Here is a 23,780-nt window from a genome sequence, read left to right as displayed (position 1 = left end):
CGGCGCCAGAGCGAGTATGAGCAGCGAAACGCCGAACCCTCCGGGCGACGGATCGGTCTCGGAGACGGTCCGGATCGAACACGGCGACGGCAGTCCGTCACCGAGCCACGCCGTCGTCGAGGCCGTCGCCGGCGTCGCCGGCGTCGACCCAATCGACCTCGGCGACGAGGCGGGGATCGTCCTCTACGATCACGTCGACTTAGAGGCGCTGGACACGCTCGTGGCCAGCCAGTCCGGAGCCGACGTAGCTCTCACGTTCTCAGTCGTCGACTACGAAGTCAGCGTCGACGCGACGGCGGTCGTCGCCGAGCCCGTACGGTAAGCGTTCGACCCGGCTCTCACCGAGAGTGGACTACGACGCCGCCTCCGACCCCGCTCGCTCCCGCAGCGCCGCGATCCGATCGCCGAGCGGCGGCTGCACCTCGAACCACGTCGACCAGTCGCCGGTCTCCGGCTCGACGCCCCGGATCGCCGCCGCGCGCTCGAACGCGTCGGCGACGCGGCCCGCGCCGACCGCGTCCGCGGCGCGGTCGTCGGCCGCGTACTGCACCCGCCGCCCGACCCAGAACGCCGCGAGGCCGACGGCGACGAGCGACGCGAACCCCGCGTCGAACGGGACGGTCGCGGTGACGATCGCCGCCAACACGCCGACCACCGCCGCGATCGCGACGGCCCGGAACTCGCCGTAGTACGTCTCGACGCGGCCGGCCTCGGCCGCGAGCAGGCCGAGCGCGACGTCGTCGTCCACGTCGTCGAGCACGGCTTCCGAGAGGAACAACAGCCGCCGACGGGGCGGGCCGCGGACCGCGACCTCGATGCGGCCGACACCCTCGCCCGCTTCGCCCTCGCCCGCTTCGCCCCCGCCGGCTTCGCCCTCACCGCGCCGCTCGATCGCGATCCGGTCCACGTCGAGTCCGGCCGTCTCGCGGAGGTAGTCGAGGCGGCCGCGCTCGCTGTCGGTCGGCTCCCGCAGATCGCGAAACCGGTCAGCCGCGTACAGGGGACCGATCTCGACGGCGAGAAACGCTAGGACGGCGACGCCGACGAGCAGGGCGACCGTGATCATCGTCCGCGGGTCCGTCCCGGAGCGGTAAAAAGGCGCGACTTCGCGGCCCTCAGAAATTTCGGTCCTGGCAACGGGGCACCCGCCGAGCCAGTTCGCGGACCGCTTCCGCCGCGGCGCTGTCGGGCGCGGCGTCGACGACCGGTCGCTCCTCGGCGACCGAGCGGCCGACTCGCGGATCGGCGGGAACGACCGACGCGGGCGCGCCGAGCGCGTCGGCGATCGCGTCGGTCGGCGGCTCCTCGGTCACCCGGTTGACCGCGCAGCCGACGAGCCCGGCGTCGAGCTCGCGGGCGAGCGCCCGGGTCCGGATCGCGTCGGCCAGCGCGAACGCCCGCGGCGACACGACGAGCAGGCAGGCGTCCGCGACCGCGAGCGGCACGCCGGCGTCCGCGCGCCGCCCCGCCGGACAGTCGAGCACGACGGTGCCGCGCTCGCGCTCGATCGCCGCCACCGCGGCTTCGAGTCGCCGGAGGTCGGCCGCTCGCGCGCCGGCGAGTGTCCGGCCGCAGGGGACGATGTCGACCGGACCGGCGCGCAGCGCCTCGATCGGGCCGGCCTCACCGGCGAGCACGTCGTGGAGGTCCGGTCCGCGGCCGCCGGGGAGGTCCGCCATCCCGAGGTCGGCGTCGACGACGACCGCGTCGAGCGCGGCGGCGACGTTGTACGCGAGCGTCGTCTTCCCGACGCCGCCCTTGCCGCCGGCGACCGCGAGGATCACGCCAACCGCTCCAGCGCCTCGACCGGCGCGTCGGTCGCCTCCGCACGCGTCGCGAGCGCCGACGCGCGCTCGCTCAGGTCCCGGAGCCGCGCCGCGTCCGCGGCGACTCGCTCGTCGAGCCCGGAGAGCCCCTCGACGCCGTCGGCCTCCGCGACGGCCTCAGTCGCGGTCGCCAGGTCGGCGTCGGTCAGCCGCTCCGCCTTATCGATCCGTTCCTCGACCGCATCCAGTTGCTCGTCGACCGGGTCGAACCATCTCGTCGTTTCCCCCGACGGCGACAGGGGGGCGTCGGAATCGGCGGCCGGTTCGTCGATGTCGGCCGCGTCAGTACCGGTGCCGGCCGCGCGGTCCGAGTCGCTCGAATCGCCTTTCGGATCCGCCTCGCCGAGTTCGGTCTCTCCGCCCGCGACCACGTCCCTCGGCGGCCGGTGGTCGCCGAGCCGCCGGAGGGCGGCAGCCGTCGCCGAGGCGGCCCTTCCGCCGCCCTCACTGGGCACCACACCGCCCGACTCTGCCGTCGAGTCGACCGCCGCTACCTCGGCGACCTCGACCGGCGGATCGGCCGGCGGAGCGCGGGCCGCGAAGCCGAGCGCCCGCCGTTCGCCGGGGTCGAGACGCAGTGTCACGCCAGTCTCGTCCCATCCCTCCTCCGGGACGCCGCCCCGCCGGGGCGGGAGCACGGGGGCGTCGAGCCGGCTCTCGATCCGGACGCGACGTGGGACGGCGTCATCGTTGCGCACGCGACACCGCACCAGCGACACGTCCCCTTCCCGGTCGAGGTCCCACGCGAGGTCCATAGGCGGGATGCCGCGGTATCCCACTTAAACAGGGGGCGAGGTGGGATGGGGTGAGGTGGGATGGGATGGGGTGGGGTGGAATGGGGTGGTGTGAGGTGGGAAATTGAGGTGGGGTGGATGAGGTGAGGCGGGGTAGGTGAAGGAGCGAGCGCGCCGGGAGAACCGCTTATTGTCCGCGAGGGTCTGCCCCCCGTATGAACGAGCCGGCGGTGTTCGATCGCGTGGTGACCGCGCTCGACGAGCGCAACTACGAGCCGCTGGTCCACGTTCCCGAGGCGCACAGCGACGCGTACGCGGACGTGCTCGACCGCTGTCGCCGCCACGAGATCGCGATCCGCGGGCGGTACCCCGACGTGCTCGGCTTCACCGACGCGAACCGCGTGTTCGCGATCGAGGTGAAGGGGTCGACGAACCTCCTGCGGGGCATCGGACAGGCGCTGACCTACCAGCAGGGCGCGCACGTGTCGTACCTCGCCGGCCACGGCGACGCCGTGCGGCCGCACGCCGACCTGCTCCGCTCGAAGGGGGTCGGCGTCATCGGCGTCGAGGAGGACGGCACGGCCGCGTGGCGCTCGCCGCCGAGCGCGGAGTCGACCGCGGAGGTCGCGGACATCGAGGGACAGCTCTCCCTGCGGCTCCGCGGGAACGAGTTCGGCGGCGACATCACGACGCTGAGCCTCGCACAGCCCGTGAACTACTTCGCGCCGGTCGTCGCCCTCGACCGGTACGGCCCCCTCGCGCGCGACGAGGTCGTCGACGCGATCGCCGACGAGTACGGGTTCGGCGCCGGCGACGAGACCGTCGCGAGCGCGCGCACCCTCGGACTGGTCTCGACCGGATCGCCCCACGGGCTGACCGAACAGGGGAAGCTGGCCGCGACGGTGCTCCGCGGCTACGGGATCGAGGACCTCGACGACCTGCGGCTGACGAAGGAGGACGTGGGGCGAGACACCGTCGCCGAGGTCCACCCGCCGCTCGCGGTCCTCCTCCGGAACTCGTTCGTCAGGCACCCCGAGTTCGGGCTGCTGCTCGACGCGCTCCGGAAGGAGGGGCCGCGCGTGCACTTCCTCGCTCTCGTCGAGCGGCTGGTCCGCGAGTACCCGAACGTCTTCCTGAGCGCGTTCTGCACGACCCGCGGCGCGGCCCGCACCCGGGAGCTGATCGAGCGCGGCGAGACCGCCCGACTCTACCGAGACCGAGGCGTCTGGACCGACGTGATCCGCACCAACGTCCTGTTCAACTTCGTCCAGCAGCTGAAACACGTCGGGGTCCTCGCGCCCGAGACGCGCAGCCACAGCGGGGCGATCGCCGAGTACGATCCCGACGCGAAGCCGTGGATCGTCGCGGACGTGGAGTGAGCGGGTCCCGATCAGCGCCCAACGGTTTCGGGAGAAAACACGGCTAAAAAATGGAATTTGCGACAGAATCGGACCTACGTAGTCGCGAACGAGTCGACGCCCGACCACACACCGTGGTACCGCTCCCACAACAGCACTGCCGGGGGCAGTGCCACAATCGTAAATATGAACGAATACAGCACACTCAGCGCCATCAACAGCCCGAAGTCTCCGAGAACGGGAGTGATCGCGAGTGCAAGCGCACCGGTGCCGAGCGACGTGGTAAGCATGCTTCCGAGCAGGGCACCGCCCGTCCCAGAGAACGTGATTATGATCGACTCGTACGCATCCGCATTGTCATTAAATTCGTCGACGAACCGGTGCGTGGCATGGACGGAGTAGGCGATTCCAAGCCCGATCGAGATCGAGAGAATCGTTGCAGTCAACGCGTTCAGTGACAGCCCGAGCGCTCGCATCGTCCCGAGCAAGAACGCGATGGCAATGAGGATGGGGAAGAGATTCACAATCCCCAGCAGTGGCTTCCCTTCCAAGATCCCGTATGAGATGACGAGGAACAGCCCCGTCAGCCCCATTGCTAGAATCAACCCTTGAATAGCCGAGTTGAAGATGATATCTGTCACGGCGTCGAACACCACGAGCTGCCCGGTTGCTGTGGCTTCAAGCCGAAAGTCCTCCGTGAATTCTCGTGCGTCAGCAGCCGCGTCGCCTTGTGAGGCGCTCGCGTCAATCGCGTACTCGACTTTTGCGTTTCGTCGATCAGGCGTGAGGTACTGTTCAGCGCGATCGCCAGCCGGCGAGGCAAACAGCACGTCATATATCCGTTCGAGGTTGCGATCCGGGACTCCGTCACCGTTCACGTCGCTGCGGGCAACAAGCCGGGCGAACTCGGGATCGCGGTCAGCCTGTGATCGGATCACGGTCACAATACTCGTCGGTCGAGCACTTCCACCGTCACCGACAGCAAGCGCTCCCGGTGGGTTGTCGTTCGGCGCCGCAAGCGCCGCTAACGCGTGATCCTCGTGGAAATTCCCTTCGACATATATCGTCACTGATTGGTCTTGGTTCGTTGAGAAGCGATCTTCCAAGAGGGTGATCGTTTCCGTAACGGTGTACTCGCTGGGAGCGAACGGCTCCGGCAACCCAGTCACGTACTCGGGTAGCTCTTCGGGCGGCAGGAAGTCTTCCGTCTCGAAGGAAGTATCAACACCGCTACCATAGGCTGTCGCCATCCCGCCACTGACGAGCAGAACAACGATGAACGCGATCGGCGCGTATTGGCTGACCTGTGCTGGGAACGTCAGGAGCCGCCCGAGCGTGGAGTCACTCGAGGAGATCGGCGACGAATTGAACTCGGGAACGCCGTACGCGTCGCGGAGTTTGTCGACTTCGAGTTTCGCCGCTGGCAGGAACAACCCGAAGATCAAAAATGTGAAAATGATCCCGATTGCCGAAGCGATACCCAGGTCCCGAATCGGCCCGAGATCTGAGATCACGTTGGCGCCGAATCCGAACACCGTCGTCACGGTGACGATGACGAAGGCGATCATCAGCTGGTTGTTCGCCTCTCGCATCGCCTCAACGGCCTCGTAGCCTTTGACGGTCTCCTCTCGGTAGCGGTTGATGATGTGGATCCCGAAATCCACGCCGACTGCGAGCAACAATACGGGGACAGAGATCATCTGCTGGCTGAATGGGATCCCAGAGAAGCCAAGGAACCCGAACGTCCAGATAACGGTCATCAACAGCGAGAGCAGCCCCAATGAGAGATCGATCGGGTCCCGATACGCGACCACCAAGAACAGCAACAACAGTATCACAACGACCGGCATCACGATGGTCAGCGAGTCGCCGATCACGTTCGCTGTTTCAGCGTTTGTGATGCCGGTTCCAAACGCCCGAATATCTCCAGGATAGTCGTTCGTAATCGTTTGAATTGACGTTTGAATCTCTTGGAGGTTCGAGTCGGAGAATCCCGGGGGAACGTCGTGTGACACGACCGTGATCGACGCCGATGCGCTGGCGCTCGTCGGGTTGAAATCGGTCGACAGCGACCGGCTAAATCGTGGGTCTTCGTCGAGCGTGCGGACGGTTTGTCGAATCTGCGTCGAACTGGCGCCTTCTATCGCACGTCGTTGCTCAGGTATCGTCGTCGCCGATGGGTCGATCGTCCTTGCAACGACCGTGGCCGGGCCGTTTGCTGACGCTACCCGAAGGTCATCACGACGTGAGATGTCTTCTAACAATCGAAGCTCGCGGACGAGCGCCTCTTTCGTCAGCACGTTTCCGCCGGTGTGGATCAGTTGCGTCGACTCGCTGCCGGGTTCAAACGGATCGTCGAACTCCTGATTCACCGCGTCGAGCGCTTCCTGCTCGTCAAGGCCTTCTGTGAACGCGTCGGTGGCTCCGGTGTCGGTGCTAACGAGTCCCATCCCGCCGGCGAACACCACGGTAAGCACGAGGAACGCGACGATGACCTGCCGTGGCCTGTCGACAATGACGTTATTCAGCCGGCGTATCCCGGCCTCAATGCGCTCACCGACCGACATCAGCTACTGCCGCCTCCGATAGATGACGAGCGCGCCGGTTCCAACCACGAGCAGCGCGACAACGATGACGGGGATGGGAAGCCCACCACCCTCGCTTTCCGTCACATCGATCGGAACACGGTAGGTGTCTGACAGCTGGCTGTCACCGTCGGCGTCGTCGTACCGGAAGTCAAGCGAGACAGGATACGTACTCCCGGGTGTTGCAGAGCCGGTGGTGGTCAGCTCAAACGTCATCGAGGTCGTCTCACCCGGTCCGAGCGACTGCACGTACCCGGTGTCGGTGTCTCCCGTTTCGAGGGGATCATCAGCGAATAGTCGTGCTTCGACGTCGCTTGCAGGATCCTCAAGGTTGTTCGTGACTTCGACTTCCACCGTTCGCGTGCCGCCCGCGTCGATCGTCCGATTTTCGACGGCGACGCTAAAGCGGTCGCGTTCCGGGGCGACGTCAGTGTCGACAGCCAGATCCTCGTATCCGCGCGTTTCACCGTCATCGTTGCGGTACTGGACCGCTAGATCGATCGACCGAAGCCCCGCTTCGGCTTCGCCTCCGATAGAGATTGGCAGCGTGAAATCGGTTGACTCGCCCGCCGCAAGCGCGCCGACCGCTGTCGATCGCTCGATCGGGATGACGTTCGCGGAGTCACCCGCATACTGGACGACAACATTGTCTGCTGCAACCGGACCATCATTTGTGACCGTCCCTGAAAGTTCACCATCCTCCCCGACGCGTAACGTCGACTCAACGTCTCGTACGGCGAACGTCTGCTCACCGAGTGGCGCCACACCGGCTGAGAGCCCTCCGTCAACGTGTGAGATGCCGTCCGAGTTCTCAAACGTGACCTGCCCAGAGATGGCGTACTGTCGGTCGGGCGCAGTCGGTGTGAATGAGGCGGCGTACGGGACCGTTACCGTCTCGCCGGCCGCGATCGAGTCGACTCTGGCCGCGTCCGAGGCCCCCTGCCCGAGCGCCAGCCCAGCGCTTGACGACTCTAATGCGACCGTCGCATCGTATGCCCCCGTCGCACCGACGTTTTTGATCGTGGTCTCGAGTGTGCCCTGATCGCCGATCTGCGAATCGGTCGTCACGTTGACAATCCGGAAGCGAGCGTCTTCGGTAACCTCCACTTCGACGTCGGCGGTAACGGTGTCGTCGTCGTCGTAGGTGACGTCTCCGGCCTGTTGACGCGTGTACGAGTACTCCAGTTCGACGTCTATCTCGTAATTCCCCGGCTCGGTGCCGTTGGGTACGCTCACGGGAATCGTCACTTCTCGGGGGGCAGTGTCAGCCACAGAACCAATCGCAAGGGTTCCTGTTTCAACCGTGAGTGGGTTGTCATCGGATTCCGCCGTTAGGCGGACGTTCCGTGCAGTCGTCACGACCTCTCGCGTCTGTGGGGTGCCGAGAGACATCTCACCGTCATTGATGACTTGCAGCGACACTTCGTTTGTTCGTCCGGGCGTGACTTCCGGCCGTGGGATTGTCACGGACAGGTCTGGTGAGCCACGGGTGACGCCCGCAGTCTGGGCCTGGGAGACCGTCTCCCCGGCAAGGTTTGCTGCCGACGCGTCGTCAGCCGTTGAGCTCGCGGACGCCATGCCGGCGACGACGCCAACGGTTCCGCTCGTGAGCATCAACACCGCGACGAACACAGCAAGAAGCGGAGACCGCCTCACACCGATCCCCTCCCGAAGCGACTTTCACGTGTGGTGACGCGCTCGCGTCTCATTGCTCTACCGTCGGCGTCCGTGTGGCGCGTCGATCCCGTTTGGTGAAACACAGCACATCTCTTCGTACCGATGTCTGCTCCATACTAATTCACACGGTCACGAATCAATAAACACTTTGTTTTTGAATTTTTAATACGTGATCGATGGATCACTCCCGATTTACAGTCAGCAGCCAGATTCCGTCCATATGAGTCGATTCACCGACCGGGACCGCGAGCGAATCCGGTCTCAATTGGTCGCCGCCGGCCGAGAGTTATTCACGCAGTATGGGTTCGAGCGCACACGGATCAGCGATCTCACCGCGGAGGTCGGGATCGGCACGAGCACGTTCTACCAGTTTTTCGATTCCAAAGAGGCGCTGTACGTCGAGGTGCTTCTCGCAGAACGTGAGTCGTTAGAAGAGCAGATCGCCGCCGCAGTCACCGACGTCGAGACACCGCGTGAGGAGGTGCGAGTCCTGTTAAAAACCACCCTCAGGGAGGTGCGGGCAAACCCACTCATCTCATCGCTGATCGTTAATGGGGAATTACGTGCGCTACAGGATCGAATCGCCGACGCCGAGGCTAATGACGAGCCGATTGCGACCGACGCCCGCGACTCAGAGCTGCCGTTCGCTGCGCGCTGGGCGGAACTCGAGGCGTTCCGGTATGATGATCCCGAGTTAATTGATCAGTTATTCATCTCGCTCGTCTTTACTGCCCGTTCGCGAAACGCCCCGATTGGCGCCGACACCGACGCCGCCTACGAGCGGGTCGAAAACGCGCTGATCGAGACGGTCGTCGACGGGCTCTTCGAAGGCGAGTAATCGCCGATAGACTATATCCAAGCCGTCCGCTGGTTCACCGTGAATCGACAGACGGCGGCGACCGCCGTCACGGAGCGTGACGAAATCACCCCTCGAAATGAACCCGAAATACTGCCGACCTCGACGCTGTCGGGTGGTTTGCTCTGTATCCACGGGCAGAAGGATTGTGACGGGCGCGACGGGATTTGAACCCGCGGCATCTTGGTCCGGAACCAAGTGCTCTGTCCGCTGAGCTACGCGCCCTCACGACCGGATATCCGCGGCGAGCGTTTAACGCTTCTGACTGCGGACGTCCGGATCGGTGGATGGCGAGGGATCGACGGAGCCCGGATCGTCTCCTTCTCCCTGACGACCCGCCACCTCTAGGATCGGACTCCACTCGAAACGGTCCCCCCTCCCGATCTGGACGACCCCGCCATCGGTACGCGCCTATTCGGCACACTCGACCTGCGCGACCGGGGGTTCGCGATGCGCGTGAGCGACGGGTTCGCCGACGCGTGGGAGCCGGCCGACGCGGTCGAGGAGCTCTGACCGACACCGCGAAAATTCGATGACGGGGAAATCGCCTGCAGTCGCCGGATATCTTCCATAATTATCCCTCGTGATATTTTTAGGGCGCAGCTTTATCCGATCGCGTCCGAAGGGGAGACCGAATCAGCGTGACCCTTCGCCCGACCGACCGCCCGTCGACCGCCCGCCACGACGCCCGCGCCGACGACGACCGCCGGGAGTCGATCGACGGAGCCGGCGATGGCTCCGGTCGCGGGCCGACGGGCGAGGGCGGCGGGTCTCGGACTGGCCGGCCGGTCGGCGCGGTCGAATCGGCCGACTCCGCCGCGTCGACCGCCCCGTCCGTCCCGGGCGCAGACCGGTTCGTCGCGGCCGTCGCAGTCGACGGCGAGGTGCTGTTCGCCGGCCCCTCGGTGCCCGCGGTGCTCGGGGTCGAGCGGGCGGCCCTCGTCGGCGAGGACCTGTTGGAGCGCGTCCACCCGAACGACCGCGATCCCGTCTCCGACGCGCTCTCCGCGATCGCGACCGACCGCGTCGTCACCCACCGGCTCCGCCACGCAAACGGCGGGTTCGTCTGGGTCGAGTCCGTCGTCGACGAGGAGCTGGCCCCCGAGTTCGGCGGCCGCGTCGTCACCGCGCGCCGCGTCGACTCGGGGGCGGCCTTCCCGGAGCGGTTCCGAGAGTTCCTAGAGTACGGGACGGACCTGGTCACCGTCGTCGACGACGACGGTCGGGTCCGGTACGAGAGCCCGTCCGTCGAGGAGGTGCTCGGCTACGAACAGGGGTCGACCGTGGGGCGATCGCCGCTCGGCTACGTCCATCCCGACGACCGCGAGCGCGTGACCGAGCGGTTCTACCGCGCTCTCAACGAGCCCGACGCGACGCCCACATTGGAGTACCGCTACCGTACCGCCGACGGCGACTGGGTCTGGCTGGAGTCCCGGACCCGGTCGCTTCCGGCCGACGCCTCGGTCGGGCACCTGCTCATCAACTCGCGGGACGTGAGCGAGCGGAAGGCGCGCGAGCGCCGCCTCACCGACCGCAACGAGCGGCTCGACCGCTTCGCCAGCATCGTCTCTCACGACCTCCGGAACCCGCTGTCCGTGATCCGCGGGTCGATGGAGATGGCCCGATTGAAAGGCGACACCGAGCCCCTCGAGCGCGGGGAGCGCGCTGTCGACCGGATCGACCAGCTGGTCTCGGAGCTGCTGACGCTCGCCCGGCAGGGCTCCGGGATCGACGAGCCGACCGAGTTCCCGCTCGGCGGCGTCGCCCGCGAGGCGTGGGACACCGCCGGGAGCGCGGAGGCGAGGCTCGTCGTGGGCTCGGACGCCCGAGTGCGCGGTGACCGCGGCCGCCTGCGACAGGTGTTCGAGAATCTGTTCCGGAACGCGACGGAACACGCCACGCCCGACGGCTCGGACGGTTCTCGGTCGACCGACGGCGGCGAGAACGCTCCCCTCACCGTCGTCGTGACCGCGACCGGCAGGGGGTTCCTCGTCGCCGACGACGGGCCGGGGATCGACCCGGCGCACCGCGAGGCGGTGTTCGACCCCGGCTTCACGACCCGCGAGGACGGAACCGGATACGGGCTCGACATCGTCCGCGAGGTCGTCGAGTCGCACGGGTGGGCGATCGACCTCCGGGGGGTGGGTTCGAACCCGCCATCCCCGGACGACGTGTCGGTCCCCGACGGGGCGTGCTTCGTGATCCGGGGTCCCGGACCCGACGCGGTCGAGGCGGGTGAGCCGTGGATCGACGGGTGACCGGGGTTGGCGCGGCGACGTAACGTCAGGGGCGCCGCGCCGTCCCGTCGCGTTTATTTCTCCCGCCTGCTAATCCGGCCCGTGACCCCCGTCGACGCGACCGTCCGGCCGGTCGAGCGCGCCGACCTGCTCGCAGTGGTGCGGATCGAGCGCGCCTGCTTCTCGGACCCGTGGCCGTACGACGCCTTCGAGCGGCTGCTCGACGAGCCCGCGTTCCTCGTCGCGGAGCGGGAGGGGGCGGTCGTCGGCTACGTCGTCGCGGACGCCACCCCGAACCACGGGCGCGACATCGGCCACGTGAAGGACCTCGCGGTCCACCCCGAAGCGCGCGAGGAGGGAATCGGTCGGACTCTGCTCCGATCCGCGCTCGCGCGGCTCCGCACCGTCGGCGTCGCCGTCGTCCGGCTCGAGGTCCGCGAGAGCAACGCGGCCGCGCGCTCGCTGTACGCGGACGAAGGGTTCGATCCGATCCGTCGCGTCTCGAACTACTACCGAGACGGCGAGGACGCGCTCGTGCTCGTCGTCGACCTCGCGGAGTGGGCCGGGAGGGAGTGAGGGCTCCGCGCCTCACGCGGACTTCCGCGTTTGACAAGCCTTAGTGCCCCGGAGGCCAACTCCGTGGTATGAGTTCGGTTCCCGAGCGAGCGGAGATCGACGAGGCGTACAAGTGGGACCTCCAGAGCATCTACGCCGACGACGAGGAGTGGGAGGACGCCTACGAGGCGGTCGCGGACCGGATCGAAGAGCTGGCGGCGTACGAGGGGCGCGTCGCCGACGACGCCGCGACCCTCCTCGAACTGCTGGAGCTGCGCGAGGAGATCTTCCGTGACCTCCAGCAGGTGACGACGTACGCCCGGCTCCGGAGCGCCGAGGACACCCGGAACCAGGAGTATCAGGCGATGTCCGCGAAGGCGTCCTCGCTCGGCTCCGAGGCGTCGAGCGCGGTCTCCTACCTCGAACCGGAGCTCCAGTCGCTCACCGAGGCGGAGGTGGAGTCCTTTATCGACGCCGAGCCCGGCCTCGCCGAGTACGAGCACTACCTCGACGACGTGTTGCGGATGAAGGAACACACGCGCTCCGCCGAGGTCGAGGAGGTGCTCGCCGACCTCTCCGAGGTCACCGACGCGCCGAGCGAGATCTACTCGATGCTGACGAACGCCGACATGACCTACGGCGTCGTCGAGGACCCCGACGGCGAGGAGGTGGAGATCACGCAGGCGAACTTCACGAAGCTCCAGAAGAACCCGGACCGCGAGTTCCGCGAGCGCGTCCACGAGACGTTCTACGACGAGTGGGCGAGCGTCCGCAACACGGTCGGCACGTCTCTCGAAAAGGCCGTCCGAGAGCACGCGACGAGCGCCGAGATCCGCGGCTACGACTCGGCGCGGCAGGCCGCGCTGGACGGCTCGAACGTCCCGGTCGAGGTGTACGACACCCTCGTCGACAGCGTCGACGACAACCTCGACGTGCTCCACCGACACGCGGATCTGAAGGCGGAGGCGCTCGGCGTCGACCGGCTGGAGAGCCACGACCTGTACATGTCGCTGACGGGCGATCAGGGGCCAGACGTTGAGTACGAGCAGGCCCGCGAGTGGGTGATCGAGGCGGTCGCGCCGCTCGGCGAGGCGTATCAGGAGCGGATGGCCGAGGGGCTCGACTCGCGGTGGGTCGACGTGTACGAGAACCGCGGGAAGCGCTCGGGCGCGTTCTCCTCGGGCACGTACGACACCCAGCCGTTCATCCTGATGAACTACCAGGACGACATCGCCTCGATGTTCACGCTGGCGCACGAGCTCGGTCACTCGATGCACTCCGAGCTCGCGGGCGACGCCCAGCCGTGGCACGACGCGAGCTACGAGATCTTCGTCGCCGAGATCGCCTCCACCGTCAACGAGACGCTGCTCACCCACCACCTGCTCGACACGGTCGAGGACGCCGAGCTTCGCACTCACGTGCTCGACGAGTACCTCGAACGCTTCCGCTCGACCCTGTTCCGCCAGACGATGTTCGCGGCGTTCGAACAGCGGATCCACGAGCGCGTCGAGGCGGACGACGCGCTCACGCCCGACGCGTTCGACGAGATATACGCCGACCTCAAGGGCGACTACTACGCGCCCGCCGAGCTGACCGGCGGCATCGAGCGCGAGTGGGAGCGGATTCCGCACTTCTACTACAACTTCTACGTCTACCAGTACGCGACCGGCATCTCCGCGGCGGCCGCGATCGTCGAGCGCGTCTTGGAGGAGGGCGACGAGGCCGCCGCCGACTACCGCGAGATGCTGAAGGCCGGCGGCGCCGACTACCCCCTCGACGTCGTCGAACTCGCGGGGATAGACATGGCCTCGCCCGACCCGATCGAGTCCGCCGTCGGGATCTACGACGAGTACCTCGACGAGGTCGCGGCGCTGCTGGATCTGGAGTAACCGGGGAGAGGGGCGGGGTGACACCGGCCCGGAACTGCGAGTTGATGACACCGGCCCGGGGCTGCGAGTTGACTGCGTTGTCGAGGCCGTGAAGAGGTCCCGTCTGAGTCGGATGGGGCCGGACGATCCGACCGGCGTACGCGCCCTCGCCGCGACGCTCCGACGCAACCCTTACGCGTCGTGACCCGCTAAACCGGGTATATGACCGACGAACGCGACGACGACCGCCACGAGTTCTCCGCCGGGCAGGGCGTCGACGCCGACTACGAGGAGTTCACCCTCGACCCCGAGGAGATCGACGCCGACCCGAACACGGTCGACCCCGTCGACTCCCGCGTGCTCACCGATATCCTCGACCGCCGAAACGTCGAGAGCGACGCCATCGACGTCGAGCGGCTGATCGACGTGGGGCTGTCGTACATGGGGATCAACCGCCACGAGGAGGCGACGGAGACGTTCGAGCGCGCCGCGCACTTCGCCGAGGAGGACTCGCTCGAGGCCCAGGAGGCGTGGGTGAACAAGGGCGCGGCCCACGCCGAACTCGAGGAGTTCGATCAGGCGATCGGGGCCTACGAGGAGGCGCTGCGGATCGACGACGACTCCGAGCACGCCGCGACCGCCGAGACCAACCTCGCGTACGCGCTCTGGGAGTCGGGTCGCAGCGAGCAGGCGCTCGAACACGCCGAGCGCGCCGTCGAGACCGACCCGCGCTTCGCGGAAGCGTGGTACAACCGCGGGTTCCTGCTGGTCGAGCGCGGGCTCGCCGAGGACGCCGTCAGCTGCTTCGACAACGCGATCCGGCTCGGCTACCGGAGCGCGGGCGTGTTAGAGGAGAAGGCCCGCGCGTTAGAGGAGGCCGGCGAACACGAGCAGGCCGAGGAGGTCGCCGACCGCGCCGAGGAGATCCGCCGCGAGGCCGAAGAGAAGATGGTCGAAGAGCAGACCGGACAGGCGCCCGGTCCCGGCGGCCAGGGCCGTCAGGGCGGTCAACCCGGAGCCGGCGGCCAGCCCGGTGCCGGCGGTCGCGGCGGCCGCGGCGGCCGAGGCGGGCAGGGCGGCGCGCGCGAGGAGCCGGAGCGAGAGCTCCAGGGCGAGGGGCCAGAGGGCTTTTAAATGCTCCTCCGCGAGCGCGAGACCGCCGAGGGGCGGCTCGTCTCCGTCTGCGACGCCGACTGCCTCGGTGAGACGTACGACAACGAGCGCGCGACGATCACCGTCAGCGAGGAGTTCTACGGCGGCGACGACGCGGTCGAGGCGACCGCCGAGGAGGTCGTCGCGGGGCTCCGGCGCGCGCAGGTCGCGAACATCGTCGGCACCGAGGCCGTCGGCGTCGCCGTCGAGGCCGGACTCGTCGACGAGAGCGCCGTCTTGGAGTTCGAGGAGACCCGACACGCGCAACTGCTCTGGCTGTGACCGACCGGCGATGACACGATGAAGCGACTCACGCGAGCCGAGTTGGCCGAGCGCGTGGGGCCGCGGCCGCCCTCGGACGCGTTCTGGAGCCGCGTGATCGCGGCCGAACGCGGCACGATCAGCGCCGGACCCGAGGTCGTCGGCGACACGGACCGCCGCGAGCGGGAGAATCGGCGGCGACGCGGCGAGTCCGGTGACGACGGCCTCCTGTCGACGGGCGACATGATCGACGTGGGAGAGGAGTCGTTCGTCGTCGTCGCGGTCGAGGAAACGCCGGCGGGCGGGCGGCGGTATCAGATCGAACTGGTCGAGCCGCGGCAGGGCGAATAAAGATAGACTGGACGCCCGCGCTACAGGTCGGCGACGTCTTCGATCGCGTCGGTCAGTTCCTTGACGCTCTCGACGGTGTGCTCGCCCATGTGGCCGATCCGGAACGTCTCCTCGCCGAGCCGCGAGCCGTAGCCGTTCGAGAACGCCATGTCGTACTCCTCGCTCACGTCCTCGATGGTCGCGGCGACGTCGATCCCCCGCGTGTTCTCGATGCAGGCGACCGTCTGCGACTCGTACCCCTCCTCGGGGAACATCGCGAAGTGCTCGTCGGCCCAGTCGTGGACGTACTCCATCATCTCGCGGTGGCGCCGGTCGCGGGCGCGGTGGCCCTCGTCGAGCATGTGTTTCATCTGCTTGCGGTACGCCAACATGATCGGAATGGCGGGCGTCGAGTGGGTCTGGCCCTTCCGGTCGTAGTAGTCGATGGTGCGCCGGAAGCCGCCGTACCACGAGGAGTCCCCCTTCTCGACCTCGCGGTCGTAGGCGTCGTCGCTGACGACGCAGACGGCGAGCCCCGGGGGCATCGCGAACGCCTTCTGGGTTGACGCGAAGATCACGTCGATGTCGTGTTCGTCGATGTCGACGCGGTCGCCGCCGAGCGCGGAGACGGCGTCGACGACGAAGTAGGTGTCCGGGTACTCACTGATTACGTCGCCGATCTCCTCGACGGGGTTGCGGACGCCGGTCGACGACTCGTTCATCACGGTCGCGACCACGTCGTAGTGCTTGTCGGTCGATTCGAGGTGGGCGCGGATGTCCTCGGGCTTGACGGCCTCGCCCCACTCGTACTCCAGTCGGTCGACGTCCTTCCCGAGCCGCTCGGCGACGTTGGCGTGGCGCTCGCTGAAGCTCCCGCAGGTCGGCACGAGGATGTTCTCGTCGACGAGGTTGAGCGTCGACGCCTCCCAGAACTCGGTGCCGGAGGCGGTGAGGATGACCACGTCGTTGTCGGTGCCGAGGAACTCCTTCGTGTCCTCGACGATGGTCGTGTACAGGTCGGTCATCCGGTCCATCCGATGGCCGAACGTCGACTCGGTCATCGCCTCGATAACGTCGTCGCGGACCTCGGTCGGGCCGGGGATGTACAGCGTCTTGTCGTCGTAGTCGTCGCGGTATTCGCGTTTTTTCGTCACGGGATCCACCTGATGGTTGCTACGGGGACGTGCGAGGGTATGTTCCTTATGATACGTTCAAAAGACGGAGACGGTCAGAACAGCCAGCGTTCGACCGCCCGCCGGAGCCGCCCCGGCCGGCTCGCGCCGTAGACGACTAGCGTCCCGTGTTCCGTTCCGGCGGTCACCGGGTCAGAGCCGCGGTCGAACAGCCGATCGGTGAGATCGCGCTGGACCCCGCTGACCACGAGCACGTCTGAGTCGCGGGCCGCGAGGTCGATCGCGTCGTCCGTGTCCGACTCGACGACGCGGGCATCGACCGGCGCCGCACACAGCCCCGCCAGTTCGGAGAGGTAGTCGTCGGTGGTGTTTCGGCGGCTCTCGGCCGGGTCCGCTCCGACGGGGAGGTAGAACGTGACGGTCGCGCCGACCGCCGTGGAGAGCGCGTCCGCGATCGCGACCTTCGCGGGGTCGAACGGCCCCTCGTCGGTGATTACGCCGACGCGCTCGACGGCGTCGCGGTCCAGGTTCGAGACCTCGATCACGTCGCAGGGGGCGTGGTCCTCGATCCAGCCGACGTCGCTGCCCAGCAGCGTGTCGGACCCGGTCGAGCGCTCGATGAGCAGGGTGTCGACGCCGACCTCCGCCGCGTAGTTGACGACGGCGTGTCGGGTGTCGTGGCTGACGACCTCGCCGTACCGGATCGGGATCTCCGAGTCGGTCGCGCGATCGGCCATCCGGGCCTCGAACGCCTCGTCGGCCTCGGTGAGCGTCGACGCCGACTGCGGGAGCGGCGTCTGGTCGGGGGTCTCGTCGAACTGCGCGACGCGGACGCCGCCCTCTCGGGTGCGCGCGAGGTCGGTGGCGAGATCGATCAGCGAGCGCTCGACGGCGGGCGAGGTCCGGTCGGTGACCGCAACGAGGACCTCGTCGCCGCCGGCGTCCACCTCCGCCTCGGTCTGTTCGACCACGTCTCGGCCGACGCTCCGGCGGAGGGCGTCGGTCATCGCGCCCTCTCGAGGGACGCCGCCGCGGCGGTAGACGAACAGGTAGTACCACGCCATCGACCCGAGGGTGATGACGACGGCGCCGACCAGCGGGACGAACCCGATGTACCGGAGGAGCACGAACCCGCCGACGATCCCGACGAGCTGTGGAACGGGGTACAGCGGGGACCTGAAGCTCGGGTCGTACGCCTCGATCGACCCCTGTCGGAAGGCGATCAGCGCGACGTTGATCAGGATGAAGACGAGGATCTTGAACGCGCTGGCGAGCTTGGCGATGTCGTCGATGGGGACGAACGCGATCAGGACGAGCAGCACCCCACCCGTGATCGTGATCGCGTTGACCGGCGTCTCGAACCGGTCGCTGACGGTCTCGAAGACGTCGGGCGCGAGCCCGTCGCGACTCATCGCGAACGGGTACCGCGACGACGAGAGGATGCCCGCGTTGGCGGTGCTGATCAGCGCGAGCAGCGCCGCGACGACGACGGCGGCGACGCCGAGCGTGGGCAGCGCGTTGGCGGCGGCGACCTGCATCGGCGTCTCGGTGTTCGTGAGCGCCGCCCGGTCCGCGACGCCGACCATCACGGTCACGATGGCGACGTAGATCCCGGCGGTGATGACGAGCGACCCGAGGATCCCCAGCGGGAGATTCCGGTCGGGGTTCTCGACCTCCTCGGCGACGCTGGCGATCTTCGTGACGCCGGCGTACGAGACGAACACGAACCCGGTCGCCCCGAGGATCCCCTCGATCCCGCCGTCGAAGAAGCCCTCGAACCGAGCGCCCTCGACGCTCGGCGCGCCGACGACGATGAACCACACCATCACCGCCAGCATGACCGCGACGATGGCGATCTGCATCCGTCCGGTCTGTTTCGCGCCGACGACGTTCAACACGATCAGCAGGGTCGCAACCGTCAACGCGACCGGGGTCACCGGCAGATCGAACAGCAACACGAGGTACGGCGCGCCGCCGACCAGCGCCAGCGCCCCCTTGAACGTCAACGAGAACCACGTCCCGACGCCGGCGATGGTCCCGAACAGCGGCCCCATCGCGCGCTCGATGTAGAGGTACGTCCCGCCGGCCTCGGGCATCGCCGTCGCCATCTCCGACTTGCTCAGCGCCGCCGGCAACACCAACACGCCCGCGAGGAAGTACGCGAACACGACCGCCGGCCCGGCCATCTCCATCGCCAGCCCCGGGAGGATGAAGATCCCGCTACCGACCATCGCGCCGATGCTGATGGCCGTCACCGCGGGCAGCCCGAGGTCGCGCTCCAGTTGCTTGCCCATTAGCGAACGGGGGATCCGGCGGGCCGATTCCGTCCGAGCGGTACCACGGCGGAGAGGGGATCGACGGGATCTTGTGAGTCGATCACGTGTCGGACACCTGTCGGTACTGGGCGATAAACGACGCGATCGAATCGCACCCCACGGCGAGGTTGCTTACTTCCAGTGCCAGAAGTGGTTCCCGTCCTCCTCGACGGGGTCGGTGCGCTCGCGGAGGGCGCCGACGTCGTCCGCGGTGGGCTCGTGGTCGTCCGGGAGCGCCTCCATGCACTCGAAACAGAGGAAGAACTCGGCGCCGTCCGTCAGTTCGAGCGTCATCCCCTGCGTCGACTCGAACGCGAAGTTCCACAGATCGCCGATCCCGCCGGCGATCCTGACGGACCGCTCGCAGACGAAACAGGACTCCGAAGCCATACGCGAGGTAGCGGCTCGGGGCGGTAATGCGTGTCGCCCTCGATCGATGTCGTGACCGTGTATCGGTGGTGCTCGTCTTCAAAGCCTCAGCCGCTCGCTTATAAATCGTTCCCATAACTCTGCGGTGAACTCCTCCAATGTCCCAGCCGGGAGGGCGGCCCTTTGAGTCCCACCCGCACAGCACTGCAACCGCAGCCTCACGCCTCGTTCATTTATAAAGCGTCGCGCTCACTCCTCGTCGATCCCGATCACGTGCGCGTCCTCCGGGTCGAAGCCGACGACGACCTCGCCGGAGAGCGGATCGCGCGTCCGGACCACGAGGTCGCGCCCGCCCCAGTCGAGGGTCACCCGGGTCGTCTCGCCGAGGAACTCCGCGCTCTCGACGGTCGCCGCGAGTCGGCTCTCCCCCTCGCCGATCCGCAGGTACTCGGGCCGGACACAGAAGGTGAGGCGGTCGTCGGGCGCGACGCCGGTGTCGTTCGCTTCGCCGACCGCGACCCGAAGCGTCTCGCCGCCGACGTCGACGCCGGCTGTTCGGGGGGCGTCGTCGCTCTCGCCGTCGCCCTCCACGTCGACCAATCGCCCCGCGAAGACGTTGTTGTCGCCGACGAACTCCGCGACGAACCGGCTCGACGGCTCCCGGTACACCGTCCGCGGGGGCGCGATCTGCTCGGGCGTCCCGTCGCGCATCACCGCGACGCGGTCGGAGATCGCGAGCGCCTCCTCCTGATCGTGGGTGACGTAAACGGTGGTGATCCCGAGTTCCGACTGGATGCGCCGGACCTGCATCCGAAGGCGCTCGCGGAGCCGCGCGTCGAGCGCGCTCATCGGCTCGTCCAGCAAGAGGAGGTCGGGTCCGGGCGCGAGCGCGCGAGCCATCGCGACGCGCTGCTGTTGCCCGCCCGAGAGGCTCTCGGGGTCGCGGTCGGCGGCGTCGGGGAGGTCGACCAGTTCGAGCAGTTCCGCGACGCGCTCGTCGCGCGAAAGGCCCTCCGGCGGGTCGGCGAAGTTGAGGCCGTAGCCGACGTTCTCCCCGACGGTCATGTGCGGGAACAGCGCGTAGTTCTGGAAGACGACGCCCACGTCGCGGTCCTCCGGAGGAACTCCCGCGACCGACTCGCCGCCGAAGCGGACCGTCCCGGCGGTCGGCTCCTCGAAGCCCGCGATCAGTCGGAGCGTCGTCGTCTTTCCGCAGCCGGAGGGGCCGACGAGCGTGAAGAACTCGCCCTCGCGCACTCGGAGGCTCACGTCGTCGACGGCGGCGGTGTCGCCGTAGCGCTTCGTCACGCCGTCGAGTTCGACGGCCGGGGGGTCGTCGGTCGCGTCGGCGGCGACGCCCTCGGGCTCCGGCTCAGAGCCCACGCGTCTCACCTCCGAGCCGCTCGATGACGACGAAGCTGAGCCCGGTGACGACGAGGAGGACGACGCCCATTGCGGTCGCCGGTCCGAGCCGGCGCCCGATGAACCGTTCGATGGCGACCGGCATCGTGTACGCGTCGGCGCCCGTCGCGAGCACCACCGTCGCCGTGAACTCGCCGATCGAGATGGCGAACGCGAACGCCGCGCCGGCGACGACGCCGGGCCACACGAGGGGGAGCTCCACGTCCCGGATCACTCGTACCCGCGACGCGCCGAGCGCCCGCGCCGACTCGATCAGCGAGCGGTCGAGCCCCTCCAGCCCGGGCGCGACCGTCCGGACGACGAAGGGGTAGCCCGCGACCGCGTGCGCGACGACGATGGCGACCGCGCCGGTCGCCGCGAACCGCCACCCCGCGATCTCCACGCCGAAGACGAGCCCGCGGAGGAGCCCGAGGCCGACGATGATCCCGGAGACGGCGAGGGGAGCCATCGCGGCCGCGTCGACCAGCTTCCGCCCGCGGTACCGGCGGGTCGTCAGCACCGCGACGACGACCCCCATCGGGAGCGCGAGCAGGGTCGCGGCGCTCGCGAACGCCAGCGAGTTGCGGATCGCGGGCCACGGGCGCACCTGGAACGCCGCCCCCGTCTGCTGGCGGTCGATCAGGAACCGGTAGTGGTCGAGCGTGAGCGCGCCGTCTCCGCCGGTGACGCTCGCGAGGACCATGGAGGCGATGGGCGCGACAAAGACGACTCCCGCGACGACAACGTAGGCGGCGAGGCCGAGCCGGGGGAGCACCTCGCGGAGGGACGGGATGTCCGGGACGAGTGACTTGCGCGGGAGGGGCCTCACGCCTCGCGAACTGACCGCGTTCCGCGCCTCGTACCGCAGGTACGCGAGCAGGACGCCGAGCGAGATGACCAGCTCGACGATCGCCAGCGCGGCCGCCTCGGCGTAGCTCAGGTCGCGGACGAGCCGGTAGACGAACACCTCGACGGTCGCCAGCTCGAACCCGCCGAGCGCGAGCACGATGGGGAAGGTGCCGAACGTGAACACGAAGGTGAGCGCCGCGCCGGTCAGCACGGCGGGGTACACCTGCGGCGCGACCACGTCGAAGAAGGCCCTGACCGGCCCCGCGCCGAGGCTCCGGGCGGTCTCGACCGCGCTCGCGTCGACCGACTCCCACGCCGCGGTCGTCACCCGGGCGACGAGCGGCGCGTTGTAGAAGGCGTGGGCGATCACGATCGCCTCCAGCGTGAACATGAGGTCGACGGGCGGGAGGCCGAGCCCGGCGAGGACCCCGTTGAGGGTCCCGTTGGTGCCGAACGTGGCGACGAAGCCGACGGCGACCATGATCGACGGGAGCACGAACGGGACAATCGTCAGCGACCGCAGGGTGCGCCGCCCCGGGAACTCGAAGCGCGCGAGGAGGTAGGCGGCCGGGAGCCCCAAGGCGACGCTGGCGACCGTCGACAGCGCGGCCTGGTACGCGGTGAACCCGACGATCCCGAGCCGGCGGTCGGGGGCGAGGAGCGCGCGGGCGACCGCGAGCGGCGACTCGCCCGCGAACAGCCGAGCGAACTCACCGAAGTAGAACGGGTCTCGGAGCACCTCCGCGAACACGGCGAGGGTGGGAACGCCGTCGACGACGACCGCCTCGATCAGGACCGTCCCGACCGGGTAGTAGAACGCGGCGACGAGCACGGCGCTCGTGACGACCGCGAGCGCGGTCAGCAGGCGGCCGCGGAGGCGCCGAGCGACCTGCTCACGGAGAGTGCGACGACTCCCGGCGCCGCGGCTGGCGTCGGACACGCCGCCGTCAGTTCCCGGCGTACTGCCGCTCCCAGTCCTCGACCCAGTCACCGACCGAGCCTTGGAGCTCGTCGTACGTGAACGTCACCGGTTCGGAGGGCTCCTGGGCCAGTTCGGCGTAGTCCGCTGGGAGCTCGGCCGTGTCGGTCGCGGGGAAGGCGACGTTGCGCTCGGCGATCACGCCCTGCACGTCCGGCTCCAGCATGAACGACATGAACTCGCGGGCGAGCTCGGGCTCGTCGGCGTCGGCGAAGACGGCCATCCCCTCCGGGTTGGCGTACGCCTGATCGTTCAGGAACCGGATCTGGTGTTTCTCCAGGTCCTGTCCCTCCATGTCCGCGAACACCTGGTCGGTCGAGTAGGAGACGACCATCGGCGCCTCGCCCTCGCTCCAGGCGCTGTAGGCGTCGTCCCACGAGCCGAGCACGCGCACGTCGTTGTCCTGTAGCTCCGCCCAGTAGTCGAGGTAGTCGTAGTCGGGGTCGCCGTCCCCGCCCTCCACCGCGCCGTCCGGCCCGTCGCCGAACCGGTGGACCGTGTGGAGCAGGAACGACCGCCCCGTCGACGAGGCGCCGGGGTTCTGCGCGATGAGAGCGCCCGCGTGCTCGTCGTCGAGCAGCCCCTCGAACGTCTCCGGCGCCTCGATCGCGGTGCCGTCGTACACGAGGCTCACGTAGCCGGTGTCGAAGGGGACCGCGCGGTCGAACGGGTCGAACAGGAGCCCGTCGCGCACGTCGTCGAACCCCGCCACGTCGCCGCGCTCGGCGAACAGGTCGTCGTCGAGCGTCTCGTCGACGCGCACGAGGTCCTCGGTGGTGAGCCCGACGTAGAGGTCGGCGTCGATCGACACCCCCGAACTGGCGCGCTCGACGTAGTAGTTCACCTCGTTGTCCGGGGTCGCCCACTCCAGCTCGGCGTCGACGCGCGACTCGAACTCCTCTTTGAGCCACTCGCCCGGACTCACCGACGGCGCGTCGATGAAGCTGCTGTAGGTCGCGACCGTCAGGGTGGGCGTCTCCCCGTCGTCGCCGTCTTCGCTATCGTCGCCGTCGTCGCCGTCTTCGCCGTTCTCTCCGTCCGTTCCGTCCCCATCGCTCTCGTTCGAGCCGTCGCTCCCGTCCCCGCCGTCCGTCGGCTCGGCGCTACATCCCGCGAGCGCGACGGCCCCCGCCGCGCCGCCGAGCGCGAGGAACCGCCGCCGGGTGGAACGCCCGGCCGCGCCGCCCGCGCGGCCGCGAGCGTACCCCTGCCGGTCGTCGGGGGCGTCGCGCCGGTCCGTCTCGGTCGCGTCGTCGTCAGTCATTACTTGGTTGTTGTACCCAGTGGTTACATAA

General features: G+C 68.3%; 20 protein-coding genes and 1 tRNA gene. 9 read left to right on the top strand and 12 right to left on the bottom strand.

Features of this window, described 5'->3' with window-relative positions; all coding sequences use genetic code 11:
* The first annotated feature begins 16 nt into the window (after positions 1–16).
* Positions 17–322: a HalOD1 output domain-containing protein gene (locus FGL94_RS15965; protein ID WP_144927603.1), complete on the top strand. Its 306-nt coding sequence runs from the start codon at positions 17–19 to the stop codon at positions 320–322.
* A 30-nt stretch (positions 323–352) separates the two neighbouring features.
* Here the strand turns inward: FGL94_RS15965 and FGL94_RS15960 are convergent, their stop codons facing one another.
* The 3 genes from FGL94_RS15960 to FGL94_RS15950 are packed head-to-tail and all read right to left on the bottom strand — an operon-like array spanning position 353 to position 2,581.
* Positions 353–1,066 carry a peptidase gene (locus FGL94_RS15960; protein ID WP_144927600.1) on the bottom strand — a complete coding sequence of 238 codons (714 nt, stop codon included), beginning with the start codon at positions 1,064–1,066 and terminating at the stop codon, positions 353–355.
* A gap of 49 nt (positions 1,067–1,115) precedes the next feature.
* Positions 1,116–1,784 (bottom strand): MinD/ParA family ATP-binding protein, encoded by a 669-nt coding sequence (locus FGL94_RS15955; RefSeq protein WP_144927597.1) that lies wholly within the window; start codon positions 1,782–1,784, stop codon positions 1,116–1,118.
* Positions 1,781–2,581, bottom strand: coding sequence for a DUF7857 domain-containing protein (locus FGL94_RS15950; RefSeq protein ID WP_144927594.1), 801 nt, complete (start codon positions 2,579–2,581; stop codon positions 1,781–1,783). Before FGL94_RS15950 ends, FGL94_RS15955 begins: the two co-directional genes overlap by 4 nt.
* Before the next feature lie 194 nt (positions 2,582–2,775).
* On the opposite strand from FGL94_RS15950, the gene FGL94_RS15945 reads away from it, so the two are divergent.
* Positions 2,776–3,939: a hypothetical protein gene (locus FGL94_RS15945; RefSeq protein ID WP_144927591.1), complete on the top strand. Its 1,164-nt coding sequence runs from the start codon at positions 2,776–2,778 to the stop codon at positions 3,937–3,939.
* A 74-nt stretch (positions 3,940–4,013) separates the two neighbouring features.
* Here the strand turns inward: FGL94_RS15945 and FGL94_RS15940 are convergent, their stop codons facing one another.
* Both FGL94_RS15940 and FGL94_RS15935 read right to left on the bottom strand, forming a co-directional pair.
* The gene (locus tag FGL94_RS15940) at positions 4,014–6,485 is read right to left on the bottom strand and encodes an efflux RND transporter permease subunit (RefSeq protein ID WP_144927588.1); all 2,472 of its coding nucleotides are present in this window, start codon (positions 6,483–6,485) and stop codon (positions 4,014–4,016) included.
* A gap of 3 nt (positions 6,486–6,488) precedes the next feature.
* Positions 6,489–7,895: a COG1361 S-layer family protein gene (locus tag FGL94_RS15935; RefSeq protein WP_186313435.1), complete on the bottom strand. Its 1,407-nt coding sequence runs from the start codon at positions 7,893–7,895 to the stop codon at positions 6,489–6,491.
* Positions 7,896–8,400: 505 nt separating this feature from the next.
* On the opposite strand from FGL94_RS15935, the gene FGL94_RS15930 reads away from it, so the two are divergent.
* The gene (locus FGL94_RS15930) at positions 8,401–9,018 is read left to right on the top strand and encodes a TetR/AcrR family transcriptional regulator (protein ID WP_144927585.1); all 618 of its coding nucleotides are present in this window, start codon (positions 8,401–8,403) and stop codon (positions 9,016–9,018) included.
* 170 nt (positions 9,019–9,188) lie between these two features.
* Here the strand turns inward: FGL94_RS15930 and FGL94_RS15925 are convergent.
* Positions 9,189–9,261: transfer RNA gene (locus tag FGL94_RS15925), tRNA-Arg, on the bottom strand.
* A gap of 416 nt (positions 9,262–9,677) precedes the next feature.
* Between FGL94_RS15925 and FGL94_RS15915 the strand changes: the two genes are divergently transcribed.
* The 6 genes from FGL94_RS15915 to FGL94_RS15890 all read left to right on the top strand — a co-directional run bounded on the left by FGL94_RS15915 (position 9,678) and on the right by FGL94_RS15890 (position 15,460).
* Positions 9,678–11,294 (top strand): PAS domain-containing protein, encoded by a 1,617-nt coding sequence (locus FGL94_RS15915; protein WP_144927582.1) that lies wholly within the window; start codon positions 9,678–9,680, stop codon positions 11,292–11,294.
* 81 nt (positions 11,295–11,375) lie between these two features.
* Positions 11,376–11,849: a ribosomal protein S18-alanine N-acetyltransferase gene (gene rimI, locus FGL94_RS15910; protein WP_144927579.1), complete on the top strand. Its 474-nt coding sequence runs from the start codon at positions 11,376–11,378 to the stop codon at positions 11,847–11,849.
* A 68-nt stretch (positions 11,850–11,917) separates the two neighbouring features.
* A complete protein-coding gene (gene pepF, locus FGL94_RS15905) occupies positions 11,918–13,717 on the top strand; it encodes an oligoendopeptidase F (RefSeq protein ID WP_144927576.1) in 1,800 nt (599 codons plus the stop codon).
* 201 nt (positions 13,718–13,918) lie between these two features.
* Entirely contained in the window at positions 13,919–14,830 is a 912-nt protein-coding gene (locus FGL94_RS15900; protein ID WP_144927573.1) for a tetratricopeptide repeat protein, read from the top strand.
* Entirely contained in the window at positions 14,831–15,130 is a 300-nt protein-coding gene (locus tag FGL94_RS15895) for a DUF424 domain-containing protein (RefSeq protein ID WP_144927570.1), read from the top strand.
* A gap of 18 nt (positions 15,131–15,148) precedes the next feature.
* Positions 15,149–15,460, top strand: a complete 312-nt coding sequence (locus FGL94_RS15890) for a hypothetical protein (protein ID WP_144927567.1) — start codon at positions 15,149–15,151, stop codon at positions 15,458–15,460.
* A gap of 20 nt (positions 15,461–15,480) precedes the next feature.
* On the opposite strand, the gene FGL94_RS15885 is transcribed toward FGL94_RS15890, so the two are convergent.
* The 6 genes from FGL94_RS15885 to FGL94_RS15860 form a co-directional block, all read right to left on the bottom strand.
* Positions 15,481–16,593 (bottom strand): pyridoxal-phosphate-dependent aminotransferase family protein, encoded by a 1,113-nt coding sequence (locus tag FGL94_RS15885; protein ID WP_144927564.1) that lies wholly within the window; start codon positions 16,591–16,593, stop codon positions 15,481–15,483.
* Positions 16,594–16,667: 74 nt separating this feature from the next.
* Positions 16,668–18,866, bottom strand: a complete 2,199-nt coding sequence (locus tag FGL94_RS15880) for an amino acid permease (protein ID WP_144927561.1) — start codon at positions 18,864–18,866, stop codon at positions 16,668–16,670.
* Positions 18,867–19,019: 153 nt separating this feature from the next.
* Positions 19,020–19,277 carry a DUF7561 family protein gene (locus tag FGL94_RS15875; RefSeq protein WP_144927558.1) on the bottom strand — a complete coding sequence of 86 codons (258 nt, stop codon included), beginning with the start codon at positions 19,275–19,277 and terminating at the stop codon, positions 19,020–19,022.
* Between the two features lie 228 nt (positions 19,278–19,505).
* Positions 19,506–20,639: an ABC transporter ATP-binding protein gene (locus tag FGL94_RS15870; protein WP_144927555.1), complete on the bottom strand. Its 1,134-nt coding sequence runs from the start codon at positions 20,637–20,639 to the stop codon at positions 19,506–19,508.
* Positions 20,629–22,446: an ABC transporter permease gene (locus FGL94_RS15865; RefSeq protein ID WP_144927552.1), complete on the bottom strand. Its 1,818-nt coding sequence runs from the start codon at positions 22,444–22,446 to the stop codon at positions 20,629–20,631. The genes FGL94_RS15870 and FGL94_RS15865 overlap by 11 nt, the downstream gene beginning before the upstream one ends.
* Positions 22,447–22,453: 7 nt before the next feature.
* The gene (locus FGL94_RS15860; RefSeq protein WP_144927549.1) at positions 22,454–23,749 is read right to left on the bottom strand and encodes a thiamine ABC transporter substrate-binding protein; all 1,296 of its coding nucleotides are present in this window, start codon (positions 23,747–23,749) and stop codon (positions 22,454–22,456) included.
* Between the last annotated feature and the right edge of the window lie 31 nt (positions 23,750–23,780).

Source organism: Halorubrum salsamenti (genome assembly GCF_007671685.1).
Classification (GTDB): Archaea; Halobacteriota; Halobacteria; order Halobacteriales; family Haloferacaceae; genus Halorubrum; species Halorubrum salsamenti.
Note: the sequence above shows the minus strand (reverse complement) of the source record. Positions and strands in the feature narration are given on the sequence as shown.